Genomic DNA, 20,302 nt, shown 5'->3' with positions numbered 1-20,302 from the left:
TTCTTCCATCGTCTTTGCTGGTCCAGCGACGTATCTCTCTGTGAGGTTATATATTTCATTAACATCATCCAGTTGGATCCAAATGACGACTGCAACGTTTGCGATGACAGCAGCCACCACCTATCCAACGTTTACTCATGTACTCTCCTCATTAGCCTTGCTCAGCCAAGATTCTTGCCCTTCTAATGATCTCAACCCGCTCCCCCATACCTTCTAATCGCATAATCATCTGTATGGCCGTCTCAAAATTCATGATCACGCAGCCGGTTTTCTCGAACCCTTCAGGCATTTGTACCATTGTATTGACTTTGGCTAGAAACCATACCGTATAGGTATCCGTGCTCTCCCAGTACCAAGCTGCAAATGGGATTCGATCATCTGCCAATAAGAGCCCTGCCTCTTCCATGACTTCTCGGTCTAAACCAGCTTCTAATGTCTCGTTCGCCTCCAACCTGCCACCGATCGTCGTTAATCCCTGCTCATCCCGATCCCAGACCATCATCATGTTTCCATCCGGTAGTATGGGTACGCAATGACTTATCAGTCGGCAATTCCGTGATCAAGCTTAACATGAGTACCATCCTCTACAATAAGTTTGGTTCGATCGTTGTTGCGCAGTTCCTTGATCGATAAAAAATCGACGTTATAGCGTTCTAATGTAATGTCCAGGACAACCTTCTCTTGATTGATAAATACTAGCTTGTGGTAACCCTCGTCTAGCAGCGGAAAATCATCCAACCCTAATCCCCCTAAAAGATATCCGATATAGGTGCGATTGTTAGTCCATTTCCTGCCAGTCACTTGCTGCATCTGCTCCCGAGATAGGTAGGGGCCAAAGACATGCATCCGGTCCCACGCGAAGTTGGTCACTTCGTCCATGGTGAACGGCTTTTTACGATTCAAGTTCTCGAATAGATTGTTCCTGAATTCATCCGCATATTGGTCACTAACGTTTATTTTCGAATAGTTGAGATAGCTTATCGTAAATGGGATGAGGATAGCGAGTAATACTACGATAAGAATCCAATGTTTTCGTCTTATGTTCAAGAATCCTCTGCTCCATCATATTCAATTAACCAACAATCTCTCATCTGGCCCTCATGCCACTCATGTTCAGGTAATAGCTTCACTTTCCGGAATCCACACTTCTCATACACACTTAATGCCCGCGTATTCCATGTTTGAGGATCCATGATAATCTTATCCACTCCGATTTCCTTCACTAAATATTCCGCCATTGCCTTCACGAGCTTGGTTCCTATACCCTTATTCCAATAATCCACTTCACCGATGAATTGATCCAGACCGTAAATGCGTTCATCTTGAAGATATCCAAATTCCTCGTAATCCTCTTCAGATATGGGGTAAAACTGAATATACCCGATATCCACGCCATCGTATTGAATGATACAACACGTTGCATCGTCCTCTTCATTGAAAAAGTGTTCGCGTACCAATGCAAGATCATAGGGTCTATCTCGACCCGCAAAAAATTCTAAAACACGAGGATCTGACAGCCATTTAAGGAGCAGCAGCGCATCGCTTTCGGCTAGGGTACGTATGATGACACCGTCTTTGTTTAAAATGATCATTCCCTCTTTCCCTTTTGCTCCATATTTACTGCCATTTCAATTCCGTCTGATGATGTTCATTCCAAATCCCGAAGCCTTCAGAATATTTCTTATCCAGGAACAGTGGTAACCGTTCTTTCAAACCTTCTGCTAGAGGAAGGGATGATAATTCATTTTTATCTACCCAGAAAAGACGACCTTCTTCGGTCTCATCTAGCAACTGACCGCTGAACACCTCTGTCCGATAACTAAACACGAGATATCTATCACCCGTTGCATCGTTGTACCAGTATACGATCCCACATAGCTCTAAGTCAGATATCGTTAACCCCGTCTCTTCTTTTATTTCTCGGATCGTAGAATCGATAATGCTCTCGCCATCTTCGATGTGTCCTCCTGGAAATGCGATGCCTTTCCAAGACTTAATCCGATCTTGAACAAGCACCTTGTCCGTTGTTGGATCATAAATCATGCACATGTTGGTCATTTCTACGTTGGGCAATGGGAACACTTCCTTTAAAAATAATAAAAATCTTAAACTTCTTCGAACGTATGCCTCTGCTATGTCAACAGCATTGTCAGCCTTACTTAAACGGTGAACGAATTCTTTATCGTTTTTGATTGAGAAACTCTATTATATTAATCTTGTTCACGGTTAACCCAGTTGGGGATGTGATGCGCAAAATACTGGCCTACCTTAACGAGTTCGTTCATGACATATTTGATCTTCGTATCTTCAGTAAACCAGTTATCCTTGGTTGTACCTGTTTTATCCGTAACGGGGCATACATAGAAAGTAACATCCATCGGAAAATCAGTCTGATAAGTAAGTAAGGCACGTCTTGCATGGTATGATTTACATACTAAGATGACTTTCTTGGGGACTAATCCGTGTTCTTGAATGACCTTCCACGAAAATCTTGCATTTTCAAAGGTATTCGTAGCACGGTCTTCTCGTAATATCGCATGTTCCGGAACACCTAATCGAATTCCGACATCTTGTAGGAACTCCCATTCTGTTGAGTTAACGTGAGAGGTTGGTCCCCCAGACGGTAATATATATGGGGCCATGCCCTGATGATACAGTTCCGCAGCCCTCTCCATGAGTTGAGGATGGCTGCCGCCAGGGATAAGGATTAGATCCGATTGCTCTACGCCTGTCTCGAAAAACATGAATTCCGTAATACAATCAAAAGGATAACGCATGTCTGTCGCTCCTTTATATACCTCGAATCAAAACTTTCTTCTCATAAACAGTGCAACCTCTTCATTTCCTTCACCTAAATCGTACATAGACAAATCAATGCCTTCGATCTCAAAGCCACATTGTTTATAAAACTGGATCGCTGGAACATTCGTATTTTGCGTTTCTAAGGTTATCGCTCGAAAGCCATTTTCTTGCGCCAGTTCAATGACCCTGTTCAGCAGCATGTGCCCGTATTTCTGCCTTCTATGATCTTCGTGAACATGCAGATGCCATAACATGAGCGTATTATTCCAAGTCTGCCCTTCTGAGATGGCCAGCGCTGCTAGTTTATTATCGATGTAGAGGCCTAACGAATAGCCTTGCTTAACGAGTTCCTCATATCGGTTAAGATCATCTTCTTCGTTCATTTCTTGTTTAACATAGGGTTCATCAAGATCGATCAGATTCATGTTGATAGAAACTGCTTGCAAAGACTCCTCTTTCTTCACTTCATATTTCTGACTGGAAACATACCCAAAATCGCCTAAAGATACGACTTCATCCATTGTTAAGTGCACTAATTTTTTGATTTCCATTGAACTACCTCCATTTCTTTGACCAGATTTCAAAATCATAATCCTAAAAGTCCTTCTACGATCGGAATTCCTTTTTCCAACCTTGCTCTGCTTTCCTGAATATATGTACTTGTCCAATCATCTAAATTGGTTAGGTCAAAACTTCGGTGCATCCCAATATAAACAATTAATTCCCTAAGTCGCAGGAATAAGCTGATGTGTTGAAGCGATTCACTATCCATGGATGTGTATCGTTCATAGCCTTTAAGAAAATGATGTAGAAATCTCCTAGCCTGATTATTTCTCTCATCAATCGAATCATTAAGTACAACATAGACCATGTAGAAAAGTTGAATGGCAATATCCTCGACATACCAGCTGTACTGACATTCATCGAAATCGAAAAGCATGATTTTATTGTGATCGAGCATGAAATTCGCGACATTGATATCGCCATGAATAAGCCCATAACGAGCCTCTTTATTCAAAAGATTGATCTGATTCGTTAGCTGATCAAAGCCTTTGAGAACTTCGTGCTGATGTGAAGGGATGAACTTCTTCATATGTGTTAAATAGTAATTATCTGTCCAATGATGACGCGTAATTGACTTGCTGCTAGGTACGTACATTTTAGAAAATTCATGTATTTGCCCCGTTATCTCTCCACACAGCTCTGACAATGAATCATTATTCATACATTCTGGATAGAAGATCTTCTTACCAAGTGCTTTCTCGAATGAAGTGATGATAAAATAGGAATCTTCCTGTTCAATAACCTCAACGAGTCGATCATGCTGTGAAGGGATGGGTCTGCTGACTGACACGCCATGATCATAGAGATATTGAATCCATTCGAGCTCTCCTCGCACTTGATCTGCATTCCTATGGGAGCTATGCGTCATTCTAAAGATGTAATTCTTGCCGTTCTTCTCATATTCATAGACAAAGTTTTGAAACCCACCGATCACCTGTAAATCAGATAGACGTAATCCAAAAGTAATCGCCGCTTGATCAAGCAGTCGGTCATTCATCAGCTCTTTGACTTGTTGTTCCATGACATCCACCTCTTCTTATGCTAAATCCCCATGTTGGTTTTTATTGCCAACGGCAATCCATCGTTAGTCTACGTCTTCAATCACAGCATAGATTCTCGAAAATAATTGCTATTATTATCTTGTATGTTAAATAAACCCAAGTCAAGAGGTTACCGATGTTAGCGGCATATGAAAAAGGAATCTACGTCGCGCAGATCCCCCATGCGGAAAATATAACGATCTAATCCATCTGAAAATGCGTGCGAATTAATTGATGATTCCACACTTGCGCTTCAATGTATGGAATGGTACCCTCCGGCAATTCTGTCTCTAACATGTTATTCAGTTCGGGATGGAATAATGTTTTAGCCTCACTAAGCGTGAATATGTGCCCATGATACTCAGGACGATAATATTGCTGCGGCTTATCTTTGTTATAACTGAACGAAACCATACTATCCGGGACCGTAAACGTAATATCATCTTCACTAAAAATCGATAGCGGTATTTGTACGGAATTGATTGCATGACCATAATCGAATGAACGCGTATCTAGCCAAGAAGAATGGCCCAGCACCATGTAGATTGGAAACCGCTCTGGAGGTTTACCGCCTTTTTGAATGAAACTGTTCCATAACCATACTTCTGTCTGAGCTCTGTTCTCCAAATATTCCATCGGATGATTAAACCTCTCAAACATAGGCGAATTATCTCGAAGTTCTTCCATAATTTTGAGCGCTTCCGGCTCAGATAATGCGGACAAACTTTGAAAAGGCACTGAATTTTGTTTATAGTAGTGCGTCACGTATTCAAACATCTATTGATCCCCCGTTCATAAGAACCACCTTAATCAATATTATTTCTAAATTTCACCTCGTACCGGTTAACGATAATTAATAGAACACTTCCTGGTAAAAATGTTACAAAATATATCCATTTAGGGTCTAGACCAATTGGTGACAAAACGCCTCCACTCATAATAATTAAGCTGACTATTTTCCAAATGTTTAACTTCTTATTTACCATAAATCCAAGACCATAGTACCTGCTATCATTAAATCATCCCTGTCCCCATACTTTATTTTGCTCGTCTACTTATCGTCTTGCTTTTAGAATAATGTTATTTATAAACTCCGTCTTTGCATCTGCATAAGCGTGCTTATCCGTGCTATATATTTTCGAAAGCCTTTCCTTGAGCTCTTGATATTCTTGTCTTGCTTCTTCATTACAGTTCAAATAATCTCTAAATAAAAGCTGTTCTTTTAGATATCGATTATTCTTCGCATACATATGGATTTGATGTGTCCGTGGTTCTCCTTTATTAAAATAATGTCTTTCTGGCAGTAGATTGGTACCATGATATCGATAACCAAGTTCTTCTAGACCAGAAACACATAACAAACCATCATCAAAATGATCTAGTTCTACCGCAATATCAATAATAGGTTTAGCACTGAGGTCACGTATCGAGGTACTTCCTATGTGATGTATCGTTACTTTGAATTTATTTAATTTTGTATTTATTCTATGACTCTCTTGTTCGTAGTCAAGCATCCATTTTTCATTCCAAGGGACGATAAATACTTGCCCTTTTGGTAGACCTAGCATGTGGTGGAATCTCCCCCTTTACTAAACACCTTCTCTACACTTCCATCGAATAATCTTGGCCCTTCCATATGAATCTTCGTAGAACTAAAAGTCACTTTTATGGGTAATGATTCGACTTCAAATTGATTCTTCATTCTTGGTAAAAGTCTGCTATTAGGCCAAATTTGTTGTATTCCATTCATATACAACTCATTATTCATTCGATATACTTCACATATCATCTCGCCGCATTTATAAATCCCCGTATAAGAATCCATATCTTCAGTTCGAATTACTACTTTTTTAGACATTGATATCTCTAAGAATTCCATGATTTCTAGTAGGTATTTATCCCAATCCCCTTCAGAATTCTCAATTGAAAGCTTCCGCATTCGTGTTTTTTCAATGATGCTGTTCGTGAAATGACGATAATCTTTCCAGAATGAAACCATTCCGTCAAATCCCACTAATTTTCTTGCAATGCCATATTTGGATTCACTGGCATTTTGGATAAATCGCTCTGTAGTCGTATCTCCTCTCTTGTCACATATTTTTTTTAGTGAGTTATGCACGTCACGTTGATGGAAGTAAATCAAAGCTGGTTTCCATGGACTAATAATACGCTCAACTTCAGCCAAATATTTTTCAATTTCATTAACTGGCACGTCCAATGGAAATAAGGTCCAAGTTAAATACCCTAGAAAAGTACTATCTATGAGGATTACTTGATCTATTCTCATTAAAGAGTCGGAGAATCTCCTCCATTGTTCTAAAGCGTTATTCACTACTTTTTGATAATCTCCATTAGCAAGATCATTTATGACTTCTTTCATAGATTCATCATCATTAAACATATATACAGGATGCCCTTCTTCTTCCTCATACCACCACTTGTTCGCAATTCCGCTGTCTGAAAGGCATTGGGATATGAATTGAGCAGTCGTTGATTTTCCTGATCCAGGCAAACCTTCGACAAGAATTATTTTAGTATCTATCATACGATCATTCCTAATCTATTTGGGGTTTCGCATTCTTTGCTTTATTTCGCAAAATCTTTATTTAATTATTGGGGTTCCATTAAATTTTTGAAGATCTTCTAATACTTCTTTCTCATGTTGTTCAAAGTATCCAGATTCAAATTGAGGTAGATTATCTATTGAAAAGAACCCAATATTCGTGGTTTCATCTGTTTCTACTAAGAGTGTTCCTGTCCACTCGTCAACTCGGAATAAAAGTTCAAATCCTTGATACTCATGACCAAATCGATTGGTTATAGAATATTCTTTGCCCGTATACATCGCGATTAGTGTTGCCTTTATGACTTCTATCCCTGTCTCTTCTAGTACTTCACGTTTAAGACATTCCATTATGGATTCATTTAATTCAATTCCTCCCGCTGGTAATGCCCATTTCTTATTTCCCTTTCGTTCGATATAAAGAATTCTATTTTCTTCATCAGTGATAATGGCTCGAATCGACGGAATAATGAGTTTCTGATTGCCTAAAATGGACCTGAGTTTCCCGGCATACGAATCTCCCCAATTACTGGACATATTGATCTCCTCCAAGAAAAGAAGTAATGAAATTGGGTTCACTTCATTGGAAACTGACGATGCCTTACTCATCTTCAGGATTGAAACAGGATATCCAAATAACTCTTTATAATTCAAATACAAACGATTATCAGTATAACAATTCCACTTATTCTTGAAACTTCTGATACTTTGATGTCTTTCTGTCTAATTAACGGTGAGATAACGTAAAAAAACAACCCAAGTGAAAATGGCATTATACTATTTATTAAAAGGGATAGGATTGATTCAAACATAAGTTTTCTCCATGCGTAGAGTCAGCAGTCCAGCCATAGTCATTCAGATATGTAACATGCTGTTTATTGTGAATTTCAATTGATTCTACCTTCTTTTCTATACATCCAGCTAATACAAGTAACATAAGAACAATAATTGTCTTTATTTTCAATTAAATCAGTCCTTCTAACGATTTTACCCTAGCTGCTCTTTAAAAGTTCTTCTTTAATAATCTTTAACATCTCTTTCCGTATAACCCCACTGAAAAAACCAATGAAAAACCAATAAAATGAGAAATATCTTTTAGCTTTACGTGACGTACAGTAAATTCTTGTTTCTGTACTTATATTTACATATCTTTCTCGATTCTTTTCAAATTTAAAATTCCATGTAATCTTCACGAAGTCTTGATCCCTAAATACCATAAATTGCTCAGGACTCAACTTTATGATGTTCCCGTTGAACTTCCAAGGTTGAGCTACAAGCCCAATGACTATCTCGGTCCGGTCCTCTTCTAATAAAATAAATCCTGTATCAAAAATGCCTCTTAATGAGACCATTCGCTTCGGGAGGCCACGTAATGAAAATAACACCTTAATCATTCTTGACTTACCATAATCAATATCATAAAGATATTGAATCATTGGAGGAGTTGGGATTCTTACTTCTATATCATTTTTCTTAGCAAAATCCCATTCATCTAAGTACTTATCAATTAGCACCCTTGATACTCCTCCTAATGATTGCATTAATTTTCAATAACGTTTCCACATTTACGACGTTCTAGATCTCGCCGTATAAAGTGAACATAACCAGGTTCCCCTGAGTAGCGACGCCTTTTCAGACCACATAACGAAACCTCGTTAGGTATATTTTACCATTATTTTACTTTTAGGAGTAGACTTATTTCATTTGAGTTCTGAAATCTTAAATTTCCTAAACCTTGATTTTGATTAGCTGATATAAATGAAATGACAAGACAACTTCGAGCTACTTACTAAAAAATGTTTGATATCTTCTTCCTTCTTCATACTTTTCCTCATAATTTCCGTTTGTAAATTCATTTATCACTCTTGTCCAAAATAGCTGGGCGGGTTTATTGCGTACTAATTGATACAATTCCCATTCGCCTAACCTGGAATTAAATATAGTTCTAGCAACTTCTCTTCCTAAGCCTTGTTTACGATATTTACGCAATATAAAAAAGTGAGCAAGATAATTATATCCACCACAAAACGGCCAAAAAAAAGAAAGCCGCATATTCGTCATGAATATACGACTTCCTCTTTATTATACAATCAATCCATCTTTCATTGTAATGATATGGTCCGCATACGAGAGCATTTCTTCATCATGGGTGACCATCAAGGTCGTGATGTTGAGTGTCTTGGTCAGATCACGGATGAGCGTCATTACATCCCGTGAACGCTTTGAGTCCAGACTTGCCGTTGGCTCATCCGCGAACAGGATTTTAGGCTTGTGGATGATAGCGCGAGCGATAGCAACCCGTTGTTTTTCCCCACCGGATAAAGAAGCAGGATAAGCGTCTTTGCGATGATTCATTTCGACTAACTTGAGAATTTTGGCGACTTCTTCCTTTTGCTCGCGTTTGGACATTTTGGACTCTGAGACGTCGAGCATGAGCATGAGCTGGTCTTCTACGGTAAGGAACGGTACCAGATGAGCAGATTGGAACACAAATCCAAATTTGCTTGCACGTATCTTCCGGATCTCCTCCTGCGTCATCGCGGTCATGTTGCTCCCTTCGAATTGCACCTGCCCATTGGAAGCACGTTGAAGGCCGGCAGCTATGGTGAGCAGCGTGCTCTTCCCGGAACCGGAAGCACCTACGAGAGCCGTGAGTTCCCCTTTTTTCAGGGAAAGGTTGATTCCGTTGAGTACTTGTTCCGTAACTTCGCCAGTAGTAAATGATTTGGTAACGTCTTGTATTGTGAAGGTTGTCATATTACATGTCTCCTTGTTGAATAGCTTGTAAAGGTTCCACTTTCCGAATCTGTAAGCCAGAGAGGGTAGCGCCGATAAATCCGATGACTAAGAAAAGGATGGATAATAGCATCGTCCCTTCTATTGTCAGACTAAACGGCATGCCTTTCGGTGCAATCATATTAAAGCCTAGGCTTAATGCTACGGACAAGACCAATGCCGTGATGGTGATGAAGAACATTTGAGCCCACATCATACGGAATAGCGTGCCTGTTTTTACTCCGATCGCTTTCAAGATGCCGTATAGTCCGATTTTCTGCACATTCATCATGTAGAAGAAAATCGCGAACAACAAGCCGCTGATGGCAATCAAGAACCAAATGATCATATTAAGGGACATGTTCTCTGCTTTGTAGCTTGAGATGGTGTTAAGAAACTCGTTATTTGAAAAGGATTGTAATCCCGTGATCGACGGTGCCGTATCTTGTCCAGGGATGAACATCAGCTGCAAGCCCTTCGCACGGTAAATCTCTTTATAGTTATCCATGTTAATATAGGCGACAGGGGCGTGGCTGTATTTCTTCTGTTCCACGAATTTGACGACTTTGAATTCGCCGCTGAACTGATTATTCGTGAGTACATCTCCGACTTTAATGCCATCCTTCTCCAAGGAACGGTCTAACACGATTTCTCCCGGACCGACTTTTTCGAATAACGGGGAATCCGTTGAAGTCACGAACGCTACGGTATGCTGCTTTTCCTCTGCATCGTTCACAAAGCCCATCTGAATGGAAAATGCTGCGGCATCCTTGTTTTCCTGTAACACTTGGTCTTGTACCTTTGGATCGATTTGGGAAAGATTATACGTTTGTTTCGCATCGGTATTCATATAGAAATGACCTTGAGGCATATCCTTGATCAACGCCGCATTATCTTGGGACAATCCATTGGCCAATCCCGAAACAATAAAGGTTAGAAAACTTACAAGGAATATAATAGACCCTAATATAATAAACTTCGCTTTGCTCTTCTTCATTTCTTTCCATGCCATATTCATGAAAAACCCTCCATTTCTTTGTTACAAACATGAGTATAGGCTTGTTCTATGAACGGAGTATGAACGGAGAATTACATTTACGGAGATTATCGCGAGACGGGGTTCTTTATCGTTGGGGCGCTGTACGCAAAAAGCAATAAATGCCGTCCTAAGGACAACGTTTATTGCTTTTTGTGTGTTTAACCATATGGATTTAGAATCAGTCTTGGATGCTTTTGCTGGCAGTAGAATGACCGGAAGCTTGGTTTACTTTGGCCTGAAGGCTGTAGGCTATACAGAATTGGGCGGTGTAATAAGTAATCATAACGAGCGTATCCGCGGATGCGAATGGGGTTACGAACATGTTCCATGATAGAATGGAGTCTGAGATCCCAAACGTAATGCTCCCAATGATAGCCCATTTGTTGCCGGTCATGATGGCGGACCACATCATCAATGAAATCACGGTCATGTAGAGCAGTACAGGCACAATTAGTGAATTGTTGTTGTCTCGAATCAACGCGTGAATGATCTCCCCGCCGACGAGATAGCCGTATACCGCAATGGGGATGATTGCCGCGAAACGAAGCTTCGAGAAGCGCCATTTGCGGAAGAATCCCGTCATATAGAAGAGATGCCCGATGAGAAAGGCTACTAATCCAAGGATAAATGAGCCGATGATGAAGCTATCACCAAGCATACAGAAGAATAAGCCTGTTAACAGCATCCATTCGTAATATTGTTTCGGATGCGGTGCTTGTACGTAGGCATACGTAATGATGAGCAGCATCGGAATGATTTTGAATAGAAGCTTAACTGCAACCGGCTCAGATGGAATCACGAATATGTACAGTAAGCCCATGACTAGAATAAGTAAGGGTAATCGGTACTTGTTCATAGCGACAGCTCCTTTACAATGGGATAGATTCTATTTGAGAAACATCTTGATTCGTTTGAGACCGTCCTTGATATGTGGATAACGAAACGGAATATCAAATAGGGTAGTCTGTCTCAACACACTTTTGCGATGGGAGAACAGATCGAAACCGGCCTTCCCGTGATAGTTGCCCATTCCACTGCTGCCAACCCCGCCGAAAGGCAAGTACGGAGTGGTGAAATGATATACGGTATCGTTCACACAGCCTCCGCCGAAAGAAGCATGCGTCAGCACTTGCTGCTGAATTTCTCGATTCTCGGAGAAAATATACAGGGCAAGCGGTTTCGAGCAGCTATCGATTTCCTGAAGAACATCTTCAATACGATCATATTCAAGGATAGGCAGAATGGGTCCGAAAATTTCATCCTGCATCACGAGGTCATTCGCTGTGACGTCTGTCAGAATCGTAGGCTCAATACGTAAAGTATCACGATTGCTTCTGCCTCCTGCAACAAGCGTACCTTCATGAAGCATGGCTTCGAGCCGCATGAAATGCTTGTCGCTGACAACCCGTGTATAGTTCTCGTTATCGAGCGGGTTCGCTCCATATAATTGTTGAATGGCGTCCTTTAAGTGCGTAATTAATGATGCTTTAACGGACCGGTGGACATAAATATAGTCTGGCGCTACACAAGTCTGACCTGCGTTCATGAACTTTCCCCATGCAATTCGCTTCGCCGCGAGCTTCAGGTTCGCGTCCTTGTGAACGATACAAGGGCTTTTGCCCCCTAACTCTAACGTGACTGGCGTTAAATGCTTTGCAGCCGCCTCCATAATGACTTTGCCTACAGGAATGCTTCCCGTGAAAAAGATATAATCTGTCTTCTCGCGCAGCAGCGCTTGGCTTGCTCCAACATCTCCCTGTACGACAGCGATGTATTCTTCGGCATACGTCTCTTGAACAAGTGCGGCTATAACCTCTGAAGTCTTAGGTGTAAGCTCGGATGGTTTGATGATGGCACAGTTCCCAGCGGCGATCGCACCAATCAGCGGCGCAATCGCGAGCTGAAATGGGAAATTCCAAGGCGCAATAATCAGAACAACCCCATAAGGCTCTGCATAAATGGAGCTTTTGGAGCCAAAGTGAGTGAGCGGGGTTTTCACCTTTTTGGGCCGCGCCCAAGTATGTAGATGCTTCAAGAAGAAGCGAATCTCTTTCAGTAAGATACCAACCTCCGTGGAATATGCCTCAAATTCGGATTTATTCAGATCCGACTTCAACGCTTGAATGATGGGCTGCTCGTATTTCCGAATGGCATCGCCTAATTTGTTCAGTGCATCCTTCCGAAAGGCGAGTGACTTGGTCTGATGCGTGCCAAAGAAGGCCTTTTGCTTATGAATTAATGCTGAATATATATTCTCGTGCTGCAGGTTTGAGCTTGGTTCTAAGTTAGACATACCTATGCACTCCTGTTCTCATTCATATAAATAACCATATCATAAGTGGTGTGATCATGGGAAATAGACTTGGGTTTTATCGCACATGATGTTCTTGCTTGGATGGAATACAACCGATCAGGAAACAATAAAGAGGAACGTCGCATAGAGCAACGTCCCTCTGTCCTAAAGCCTTTATACGGTTATTGCAACTTTCACGAATCCGTAGCCAGCGTCTACCGGCAATACTTATCTCTCAAAGCCAGCGCATGTTTGACGGATTGCTCCACGCCTCTTGCTTGATCTTCAAGCATTTGCTCCATGAGCTCTTGCGGTGGGTAATAATAATCTAACGGCTTAATCACGGACAAGTCATAAGGTGGCTCCTCGACTTTAAATGCTCCTTCACCAACTTTGGACACGCCGCCAGCGCCAGGCTCTCTTTTGAAATGGATCGCGTATGGGAAACACATTTCTACGTTGATACGAGTCAATGTCGATTTCTCCACAAGGATTTTGAACAGTTGATCCAAATCGATGTTGCCTGTTCCCGCAGGAACACCGCATACTCTATAGTCTTCTCCATCATGAACAATGATATGGTCTTTAAAATGGGTGGTGTATGCATACGGTGCCAACTTGGTCACAGCATCAACCGGCTCCTCCCACGCCATCATGCCGTTACCGAGATCGCAATGAGCGCCAACCCAAGGACTGTTCACTTCCTCAATGATCTGAATAACCTCATCCGCTAGCTCTTCCTCATGGTTTTCCACAGCAAGCTTAATTCTGTATTGCTGCAGCAAAGGAACAATTTTCTTAATGTTTGCAGGTGCTTCAGCCATCCGTGCAGCGTCGTATTCGCCCATACATGTGTATGTCCGGATGACATCCGCTCCGATTTGATGAGCAACTTCAATCACTTGCGACAAGTGATCCGGGTCTGTACCATTCGTATCGATCTCAGCGAAAAATCCATATTTCTGAATTTCAGCCTTTACTCTTTTCAGGTATTCAGGTTCGAACGATTCGAGTGTTCCCCATCCAGGCAGTCCCGGCCATTTCACGATATTGATCATTACCCCGTCTAGCCCGAGCTCTGCGGTCTTTTGAATAAATTTGAAAATATCCATTCTACCTGTAATAAACTGCAAGTGATAGCTTTCTGTTTCTAAACCGATTTTCATATGTCTCTCCTCCATACATTCTGTTTTTTTACATGATGAACTACTGAACTTGAGCTTGTTCTTGCGCTTTTTTCTTCTTAACGATTTTTACTAAGTAACTGCTGATGATTAAACCAAACACGGCAAACCCAATCATAGTCATAAACACATGTTTATATCCATTAATCCCCGGTGTGCGATCCAGCATATTTCCATACAGCGTAAAGGCGAACATGGATGGAAGATAACCAATCATACAAGCAATGGATACCGCCGCACCACTAATTTCACGCGGGATGCCAACCTCTTCGATCGGAGCGAAGAACACAGCTCTTTGTGAGAAAATAATTGCGCCATAACCGAGTGTAAACACCATACCTACATAGATATTCATTGTTTCGTGCGGAAGCATGATAAAGATGATCATACCGATAATAGCTAAAACAAAAGTCATTCTCAAAAATTTAGCTGAGGATTTGAATGTTTTATCAGCAAGGAAACCACCAATCGGTCCACCGACCATCTTCAAGCAGTATTGGTTGATAATCCCGTACGCCCCGACCAGCGCTACAGGCATTCCGTAAATATCTTTCAGGAACGGAATGAAATAAGTCAATCCGATATACACGGAGTATACAGAGAAGATCGTAAATGAGACGACCCATATTTCAGGCATTTTGAGGGCTTTTAGTGCTCCATCAAATGCCATTTTGCTTCGATTGATTTTATTGCCATGCTCATCTGTATCTTGAATGATGTCATCTTCAATAAGGAAGTACGAGATGATAGCGGTTACAATTGCCGTAATAGAGAAGAAAATGATGGCGCCTTTTAAGCCCGCAGCATTTGCCCCCAGCCATTGGAAGATACCAAGTGCCGTAAACGCTACAATCGTATCTACAATCCCTCTTCCTGCTTCCAGGAAGCCGAACATTCTGCCCTGCTCATTACTGTCCCCGAGCAATCTTACCGTTTTGATCAGGACGGGCCAGAACGCAAGTTCAGCAAACAAAGCGAATAGCGCCCATAATACCAATATTTCATAATATCCTGGAAACGTTGTTAAGTAAAATCCAAGTAACCCTACTCCGCCCAAGGCGATGGGGAGCAGCTTCTTCTTGGAAAATCGGTCTGTTATGTACATCGAGGTGATGTAACCAAACGTTTGAATAAAGGCGTAGACAGACAACGCGACACCGATTTGCGTATGTGTTAGATGAAAATATTCCATCATCGGAATATAAAACGCATCTTTTAGATACGGTAATTTAAAAATTGTCCCCCCGCCCAGAATGAGTACGGCAAGCGTTAACCATTTTTTTGCCACTACACTTTTCGAATTCATATTCTACTCATTCCCTTCCCCAACTTCTTATTCTTCAATAAAAGCTGTTACTTCGATTTCTACCAAGGCATCCTTTGGCAGCCGTGCAACTTCAATCGTGCTTCGTGCCGGATAGTTGCCTTCAAAATACGAAGAGTAAACCTCATTTACCTTTGCGAATGTATTCATATCTTTCAAAAAGATAATCGTCTTCACAACGTTCTTCAAATTGCAGCCTGCAGCCTCTAAAATTGCTTTTACATTCTCGAGCGATTGTTTGGCTTGCTCTTCGACAGATTCAGGCATTTCATTCGTTTGAGGATTGATCGGAAGTTGGCCGGATACGAAAACAAGGTTTCCGATCTTAGCAGCCTGAGAATAAGGTCCGATGGCTCCTGGAGCATTCTGGGTTGAAATTGTTGTATGCATGTGATGTCCTCCTAATAGTGAATAATTATCATGATGATAATTTATTATTGCGATGATTTTATTTTAATACATGTTTCTCATGATTACAATACTTTTTTTGAGAATTTTTTATTGAAATAATAATTCTTTATTGTTAGACTCGGAATATGAGAACCGGAAGGTAAAGGAGTGGTAAAAATGGATGATTCAGATAGACTCACGATGTATATTCCGATTGTTCACTTTATTGGTGAAATCTTGGGTAAGAATTGCGAGGTTGTGCTGCACGATGTGACGAAGCCGGACAACTCAATCGTTGAGATTGTTAATGGACATATTAGCGGCAGAAAAGTGAACGGCCCCATTACGGACCTTGCTTTAAAAGTATTGAAGGATAAAAACTATAAAGACAAACATTTCATCTGCAATTACGAAAGCGTCGGCAAGAGCAAGAAGCCTTTTCGTTCTTCGAGTTATTTTATCAAGGATGAACAGAATGAAATTATCGGCATGATCTGCGTGAACGTCGACCTATCCGATCTTATATCGGCACGAAGTGTTATTGAAGATGCCATTATGCTTGCCAACTTTACAACCATGGCTATCAACGAACCAAATCATACGGAGCAGCAAAAATCGGCGTTGGATCTTAACGTACTGGAAAGCTTCGAGGACAACATCGAAGATCTCCTCTTATCATTGATTAAAGGCGTATTATCTGAGAGCGAAATCGCGCCTGAGCGCATGTCGCCTAAAGAGAAAATCGATGTCGTTAGAAAGTTAAACGAAAAAGGGGTATTTCTGCTTAAAGGTGGCGTAAGCGAGGTTGCCAAACATTTGGAAGCTTCCGAAGCGACGATCTACAGATACTTGAATAAAATAAAATAAACGAGGTGGCACCACGTAATACAAATCACGACGTCCCACCGACTTAATGCACAGTCAGGTGCCGACCGCAATGCGGTTAGTAAGTGTGGAAGCCCGATGCGTGAACATGGTGTTGGTATATTAAGCTCATCCCAATCAATCGGGGATGAGCTTTTTCTTTTATGCTTAAAAGATTAGCACTGGGTTAAGAATTCATACCCCGATTTAGTTGGTTAGGCCGCATTCATTGGAGTTCTGAAGCCTTAAACTTACTAAATCTTGACTGTGATTGGCTGGTAAAAAGGAAGCATGCTTAAATTAGCCCACAAAAAAGCACCATGATAACGTTCTTGTATCTACGAACCTGAGAGGCTTTAAGGAGCGTAGCGATTGGGTGGCTTCGCCACTTAGCCACGCAGGGTTGTCTCGAAATGCATCGGGCAGACCAAGGAGCGAAAGCGACGCAGCTGGAAAACGGTGTTATCTGATGTAACATGACTTCTTTGATTTAGCTATTAAAATCTTGTATCTTTCTACTATTTTCAATCCGATCTTTAAATTCACCTTGCGTGTATTCATTTATGACCTTATTCCAAAATACCTGAGCTGGTTTGTTGCTTTCTAATTGATAAACTTCCCACTGCCCCTTATGTAAATCAAATATTTGTTTTGCTACTGCTTTACCTATTCCTTCTTTTCTATATTTCTTCATAATAAAAAACTCCGCAATCGAGTAGTAATTCCGCTCTTCTGATTCAATAAATCTTACTAACACAAAACCTATATACTTATCTTCTTGCTTAATGACATATGGAAATCGATGATTAACTTCTTTCCAATACTCTTCCAAATATGGATATGCTCCAAATAATCCATCATCTTCTACATCACATTTTACAAATTCAGAGAAATCATAAATATAAAATTGCATTAGGTTTCTTATGATATCTTCATATTTTTTAGAAGCTTGAATTAATTTATAATTCATTAAAGTGTTACCACCTTTGTTTTATATATGTGTTGAGTTTCAAGTTATTTCAGATAACGTTCTTGTATCTACGAACCCGAGAGGCTTAAGGCGCATACGCGCCGGGTCCAACGGACTTAGCCTCGCAGGGTTGTGAGCTGATTCCACTTCTCTGCCATCTCTCCTTGCGAACCAAGGGTGTAGCCCGCAGCGTAGATACGGTGTTAGAGGAAGTTAACGACTTCTTCGAATCACTAATCACTTTTTTGCTTTCACGAAAATAACAACTGCCCAAATAATAGATATTAATAGATCAATAATAAAAATAAACCCAGAATAAATTAATAACAAACCTCTCTCAAAGCTACCCCATATCCATACATTAATATCATAATTTTTATTTTCATCTTCTATAACTATTCTTTTTTCAGTATCATCATAAACTAGTTTATTGTCGTTCTTAATACAGTTAATTTGGTTTGATAATGATATATAAATATAGTCTTCACCACCTGCAGGATCGCTATATTCTCTCCATAGTCCTTCATAATTATATTCAAATCCGTAATAAAATTCAGGACCACCAATACGAAAATCATGTTTCTTTATCCACAGATTTCGAATTAGTATTGGTGGTTTACAATTAGCTTTAAAGTATGCATTTATTGCTTCTTCAACATCCTTCGCAATTCTTTCGGTTTGTACAAAGCTATTAATAGCTTTTATAGATACTGGCGAAGTTAAAACTATTAAAAATATAAAAAAGAATAAGATGACTATAGTATATTTATTTTTTATATTCTCCCCTTCTTTCGTTAATTTCCTCTAACGTTTGTGTTTCCTGATGTCGTAAGGCTTAAGCTGCTAAATAAATATTGCGAAGCAATTCATTCTCGCCGGGTGGCTCTGCCACTTAGCCTTGCAGATATGTCCGCCTGAATTTACTTCCTTGCTTCTGAAACAACTTCGTAATGAATTTCTTCTCTCTTCGGGCGGACCGAGCAGCGTAAGCTGCGATGCAGGAAAACGATGTTATCTGAAGTACGACCTTCTTCGAAAATACTATCACTGATATTGTTTTCTCTCTGTTGTTGACTGTTTTATCCATTCCTTTAATTCATCTGTACTTATATAAATATCGGTCCCAATTCTAATAATGGGTAACATCATGCCAGTATATGAACCCGAGGCTCTTAACATGGTTTCTTCACTTGATATGATCGTTTTAACTTGCAGTTCACTTAAATTCAGGTATTCAGATGTTTCTTTAATTGTCATTAATGGCTTGTATTCCTTTTGATGCTTTTCATTTATTCTTACCTCTTTCTGTTCAGAATTACTAATAATCAAGCCACTAATAACAATTGAAATACCTAATATAAAAGAACTAATAATTGTACTTAAATTCAATTGCTTCATTGCCCTTACCTCCAAAAAAATTAATTCAGCACTTGTCGTATTTCAGATAACGTTCTTGTATCTACGAACCCGAAAGGCTTAAAGGAGCGTCAGCGACTGGGTGGCTTCGCCACTTGCCTTGCATGGGTTGTCTGCTGATTACTCTTCCTCGAAAAATCCTCGGCAGACCAAGGAGCATAGCGACTCAGCGTAGATATGGTGTTATGCGAAGTATGACACTTCCTCGACAAAACTATCAATATCATTCAAGTACTCTCTCAAATAGGATGTCTTATTGCAAAAAGAAAATTGTTCCAAATTGCGCTCATAAAAATCTTTAGATAAATTTGGTTTGAAAATAAGATCACGAAATTCACGATTAAGCTTTTCGCAATCTACATTTGGATACTGTTCAATAAGTTCGTGAAGTTCTAGTTCCGTATTGTTTTTCTTCTCTTCTAATTTCGATAATATTTCTTGTTTTGATAATAACTTGTGATTTAATAATAATCTCGATGCTTCGATATCATTATCTCTTCTTTGTGAAATCAGAATTAATTCTTCTTTTAATTGAGTTATATGTTCTGTAGACCATTCATTAATAATTTGAGAAAATATCCATCCTATCCAAACATCATCGTCTGAATGTTGTTGTAAAACATCTCTTATAAAAGGAATTAGTGGACTGCCAATTGTTTTTAAAAAGTCTGCAATTACCATTGCACCTGGCCAGTTCAAATCTTGTATCCATTCAAGTAATCCTGGAAGGATCCTCTGTACCCTTGGATAGCCTAAGCTAACGATTACTTCTGCAGCTCCGTCCCAATGTCCTTTAGTTAAGGGCTGCACTAAAAAATGAAGATCTTTATCATTAATCTCTTTTAGTTGTATCTTAGCATTTGATTTTTCTTCATCCGGAGCATCCCAAGAGAGCTTTTCTATTAATTGCATTATTTCATTCAAGATAATCGCTTCTTTCTATTTGTCATATTTCTCATAACGTTTATGTATCTACGAACCCTCACTGCCTTAAGGGACGTAGTCCCGGCCGCGATGCGGTTAGGCAGTGCAGGGTTGTCTGCTGACTTTGCTTCTTCGAAATTCTTCTTGCAGACGA

General features: G+C 40.2%; 24 protein-coding genes. 1 reads left to right on the top strand and 23 read right to left on the bottom strand.

Going from position 1 to position 20,302, the window contains the following annotated elements; translation table 11 throughout:
* Window positions 1-151: 151 nt before the first annotated feature.
* The 20 genes from C558_RS31135 to C558_RS0115480 all read right to left on the bottom strand — a co-directional run bounded on the left by C558_RS31135 (window position 152) and on the right by C558_RS0115480 (window position 15,974).
* Window positions 152-505 (bottom strand): NUDIX hydrolase, encoded by a 354-nt coding sequence (locus C558_RS31135; RefSeq protein ID WP_245583810.1) that lies wholly within the window; start codon window positions 503-505, stop codon window positions 152-154.
* Between the two features lie 35 nt (window positions 506-540).
* Window positions 541-1,047: a hypothetical protein gene (locus C558_RS0115570; RefSeq protein WP_018757220.1), complete on the bottom strand. Its 507-nt coding sequence runs from the start codon at window positions 1,045-1,047 to the stop codon at window positions 541-543.
* On the bottom strand, window positions 1,044-1,592 hold the full coding sequence (locus C558_RS0115565) for a GNAT family N-acetyltransferase (protein ID WP_018757219.1): 549 nt from the start codon (window positions 1,590-1,592) through the stop codon (window positions 1,044-1,046). Before C558_RS0115565 ends, C558_RS0115570 begins: the two co-directional genes overlap by 4 nt.
* 25 nt (window positions 1,593-1,617) lie before the next feature.
* Window positions 1,618-2,049, bottom strand: a complete 432-nt coding sequence (locus C558_RS0115560) for an 8-oxo-dGTP diphosphatase (protein WP_245583809.1) — start codon at window positions 2,047-2,049, stop codon at window positions 1,618-1,620.
* Window positions 2,050-2,210: 161 nt separating this feature from the next.
* Window positions 2,211-2,777 (bottom strand): YdcF family protein, encoded by a 567-nt coding sequence (locus C558_RS0115555; RefSeq protein WP_018757217.1) that lies wholly within the window; start codon window positions 2,775-2,777, stop codon window positions 2,211-2,213.
* A 27-nt stretch (window positions 2,778-2,804) separates the two neighbouring features.
* Window positions 2,805-3,353: a GNAT family N-acetyltransferase gene (locus C558_RS0115550; protein WP_018757216.1), complete on the bottom strand. Its 549-nt coding sequence runs from the start codon at window positions 3,351-3,353 to the stop codon at window positions 2,805-2,807.
* A 35-nt stretch (window positions 3,354-3,388) separates the two neighbouring features.
* A complete protein-coding gene (locus C558_RS0115545; protein WP_018757215.1) occupies window positions 3,389-4,387 on the bottom strand; it encodes a phosphotransferase enzyme family protein in 999 nt (332 codons plus the stop codon).
* 220 nt (window positions 4,388-4,607) lie between these two features.
* Window positions 4,608-5,183 carry a hypothetical protein gene (locus C558_RS0115540; protein WP_018757214.1) on the bottom strand — a complete coding sequence of 192 codons (576 nt, stop codon included), beginning with the start codon at window positions 5,181-5,183 and terminating at the stop codon, window positions 4,608-4,610.
* Window positions 5,184-5,461: 278 nt separating this feature from the next.
* Entirely contained in the window at window positions 5,462-5,974 is a 513-nt protein-coding gene (locus tag C558_RS0115535; protein ID WP_018757213.1) for a GrpB family protein, read from the bottom strand.
* Complete coding sequence (locus C558_RS0115530) at window positions 5,968-6,951, bottom strand: P-loop NTPase family protein (protein WP_018757212.1); 984 nt, start codon at window positions 6,949-6,951, stop codon at window positions 5,968-5,970. The genes C558_RS0115535 and C558_RS0115530 overlap by 7 nt, the downstream gene beginning before the upstream one ends.
* A gap of 57 nt (window positions 6,952-7,008) precedes the next feature.
* Window positions 7,009-7,506 (bottom strand): NUDIX domain-containing protein, encoded by a 498-nt coding sequence (locus C558_RS31130; RefSeq protein ID WP_018757211.1) that lies wholly within the window; start codon window positions 7,504-7,506, stop codon window positions 7,009-7,011.
* Window positions 7,507-7,961: 455 nt separating this feature from the next.
* Window positions 7,962-8,483 carry a hypothetical protein gene (locus tag C558_RS0115520; RefSeq protein ID WP_018757210.1) on the bottom strand — a complete coding sequence of 174 codons (522 nt, stop codon included), beginning with the start codon at window positions 8,481-8,483 and terminating at the stop codon, window positions 7,962-7,964.
* A gap of 268 nt (window positions 8,484-8,751) precedes the next feature.
* Entirely contained in the window at window positions 8,752-9,030 is a 279-nt protein-coding gene (locus C558_RS31125) for a hypothetical protein (RefSeq protein WP_018757209.1), read from the bottom strand.
* Between the two features lie 21 nt (window positions 9,031-9,051).
* Window positions 9,052-9,726, bottom strand: coding sequence for an ABC transporter ATP-binding protein (locus tag C558_RS0115510; RefSeq protein ID WP_018757208.1), 675 nt, complete (start codon window positions 9,724-9,726; stop codon window positions 9,052-9,054).
* 1 nt (window position 9,727) lies between these two features.
* Complete coding sequence (locus tag C558_RS0115505; protein ID WP_018757207.1) at window positions 9,728-10,762, bottom strand: ABC transporter permease; 1,035 nt, start codon at window positions 10,760-10,762, stop codon at window positions 9,728-9,730.
* A 199-nt stretch (window positions 10,763-10,961) separates the two neighbouring features.
* Window positions 10,962-11,639, bottom strand: a complete 678-nt coding sequence (locus tag C558_RS31120) for a lysoplasmalogenase (RefSeq protein ID WP_018757206.1) — start codon at window positions 11,637-11,639, stop codon at window positions 10,962-10,964.
* A gap of 30 nt (window positions 11,640-11,669) precedes the next feature.
* Window positions 11,670-13,076 (bottom strand): aldehyde dehydrogenase, encoded by a 1,407-nt coding sequence (locus C558_RS0115495; protein ID WP_018757205.1) that lies wholly within the window; start codon window positions 13,074-13,076, stop codon window positions 11,670-11,672.
* A 215-nt stretch (window positions 13,077-13,291) separates the two neighbouring features.
* Window positions 13,292-14,242, bottom strand: a complete 951-nt coding sequence (locus tag C558_RS0115490) for a sugar phosphate isomerase/epimerase family protein (protein WP_018757204.1) — start codon at window positions 14,240-14,242, stop codon at window positions 13,292-13,294.
* 40 nt (window positions 14,243-14,282) lie between these two features.
* Complete coding sequence (locus C558_RS0115485) at window positions 14,283-15,548, bottom strand: MFS transporter (RefSeq protein WP_211220763.1); 1,266 nt, start codon at window positions 15,546-15,548, stop codon at window positions 14,283-14,285.
* Window positions 15,549-15,593: 45 nt separating this feature from the next.
* Complete coding sequence (locus tag C558_RS0115480; protein WP_018757202.1) at window positions 15,594-15,974, bottom strand: RidA family protein; 381 nt, start codon at window positions 15,972-15,974, stop codon at window positions 15,594-15,596.
* Between the two features lie 177 nt (window positions 15,975-16,151).
* On the opposite strand from C558_RS0115480, the gene C558_RS0115475 reads away from it, so the two are divergent.
* On the top strand, window positions 16,152-16,841 hold the full coding sequence (locus C558_RS0115475; protein WP_018757201.1) for a helix-turn-helix transcriptional regulator: 690 nt from the start codon (window positions 16,152-16,154) through the stop codon (window positions 16,839-16,841).
* Between the two features lie 487 nt (window positions 16,842-17,328).
* On the opposite strand, the gene C558_RS0115470 is transcribed toward C558_RS0115475, so the two are convergent.
* The 3 genes from C558_RS0115470 to C558_RS32590 all read right to left on the bottom strand — a co-directional run bounded on the left by C558_RS0115470 (window position 17,329) and on the right by C558_RS32590 (window position 20,136).
* Window positions 17,329-17,808, bottom strand: a complete 480-nt coding sequence (locus tag C558_RS0115470; protein ID WP_018757200.1) for a GNAT family N-acetyltransferase — start codon at window positions 17,806-17,808, stop codon at window positions 17,329-17,331.
* 1,044 nt (window positions 17,809-18,852) lie between these two features.
* Window positions 18,853-19,206: a helix-turn-helix domain-containing protein gene (locus tag C558_RS0115460; RefSeq protein ID WP_018757198.1), complete on the bottom strand. Its 354-nt coding sequence runs from the start codon at window positions 19,204-19,206 to the stop codon at window positions 18,853-18,855.
* A 201-nt stretch (window positions 19,207-19,407) separates the two neighbouring features.
* A complete protein-coding gene (locus C558_RS32590) occupies window positions 19,408-20,136 on the bottom strand; it encodes a DUF5071 domain-containing protein (protein WP_156826128.1) in 729 nt (242 codons plus the stop codon).
* Between the last annotated feature and the right edge of the window lie 166 nt (window positions 20,137-20,302).

The organism is Paenibacillus terrigena DSM 21567, from assembly GCF_000374845.1.
In the GTDB taxonomy this organism is placed as follows: Bacteria; Bacillota; Bacilli; order Paenibacillales; family Paenibacillaceae; genus Paenibacillus_K; species Paenibacillus_K terrigena.
This window is presented reverse-complemented; position numbering and strand designations above follow the sequence as displayed.

Bases quoted from the DNA above. Each gene is read 5' to 3' on its own strand.
- C558_RS0115495 (WP_018757205.1), bottom strand. From the start codon at position 13,076: ATGTCTAACTTAGAACCAAGCTCAAACCTGCAGCACGAGAATATATAT.
- C558_RS0115540 (WP_018757214.1), bottom strand. From the start codon at position 5,183: ATGTTTGAATACGTGACGCACTACTATAAACAAAATTCAGTGCCTTTT.
- C558_RS0115475 (WP_018757201.1), top strand. From the start codon at position 16,152: ATGGATGATTCAGATAGACTCACGATGTATATTCCGATTGTTCACTTT.
- C558_RS0115565 (WP_018757219.1), bottom strand. From the start codon at position 1,592: ATGATCATTTTAAACAAAGACGGTGTCATCATACGTACCCTAGCCGAA.
- C558_RS31135 (WP_245583810.1), bottom strand. From the start codon at position 505: ATGATGATGGTCTGGGATCGGGATGAGCAGGGATTAACGACGATCGGT.
- C558_RS0115535 (WP_018757213.1), bottom strand. From the start codon at position 5,974: ATGCTAGGTCTACCAAAAGGGCAAGTATTTATCGTCCCTTGGAATGAA.
- C558_RS0115555 (WP_018757217.1), bottom strand. From the start codon at position 2,777: ATGCGTTATCCTTTTGATTGTATTACGGAATTCATGTTTTTCGAGACA.
- C558_RS0115470 (WP_018757200.1), bottom strand. From the start codon at position 17,808: ATGAATTATAAATTAATTCAAGCTTCTAAAAAATATGAAGATATCATA.
- C558_RS31125 (WP_018757209.1), bottom strand. From the start codon at position 9,030: ATGACGAATATGCGGCTTTCTTTTTTTTGGCCGTTTTGTGGTGGATAT.
- C558_RS0115530 (WP_018757212.1), bottom strand. From the start codon at position 6,951: ATGATAGATACTAAAATAATTCTTGTCGAAGGTTTGCCTGGATCAGGA.
- C558_RS0115560 (WP_245583809.1), bottom strand. From the start codon at position 2,049: ATGTGCATGATTTATGATCCAACAACGGACAAGGTGCTTGTTCAAGAT.
- C558_RS0115460 (WP_018757198.1), bottom strand. From the start codon at position 19,206: ATGAAGCAATTGAATTTAAGTACAATTATTAGTTCTTTTATATTAGGT.
- C558_RS31130 (WP_018757211.1), bottom strand. From the start codon at position 7,506: ATGTCCAGTAATTGGGGAGATTCGTATGCCGGGAAACTCAGGTCCATT.
- C558_RS0115510 (WP_018757208.1), bottom strand. From the start codon at position 9,726: ATGACAACCTTCACAATACAAGACGTTACCAAATCATTTACTACTGGC.
- C558_RS0115480 (WP_018757202.1), bottom strand. From the start codon at position 15,974: ATGCATACAACAATTTCAACCCAGAATGCTCCAGGAGCCATCGGACCT.
- C558_RS32590 (WP_156826128.1), bottom strand. From the start codon at position 20,136: ATGCAATTAATAGAAAAGCTCTCTTGGGATGCTCCGGATGAAGAAAAA.
- C558_RS0115545 (WP_018757215.1), bottom strand. From the start codon at position 4,387: ATGGAACAACAAGTCAAAGAGCTGATGAATGACCGACTGCTTGATCAA.
- C558_RS0115490 (WP_018757204.1), bottom strand. From the start codon at position 14,242: ATGAAAATCGGTTTAGAAACAGAAAGCTATCACTTGCAGTTTATTACA.
- C558_RS0115550 (WP_018757216.1), bottom strand. From the start codon at position 3,353: ATGGAAATCAAAAAATTAGTGCACTTAACAATGGATGAAGTCGTATCT.
- C558_RS31120 (WP_018757206.1), bottom strand. From the start codon at position 11,639: ATGAACAAGTACCGATTACCCTTACTTATTCTAGTCATGGGCTTACTG.
- C558_RS0115505 (WP_018757207.1), bottom strand. From the start codon at position 10,762: ATGAATATGGCATGGAAAGAAATGAAGAAGAGCAAAGCGAAGTTTATT.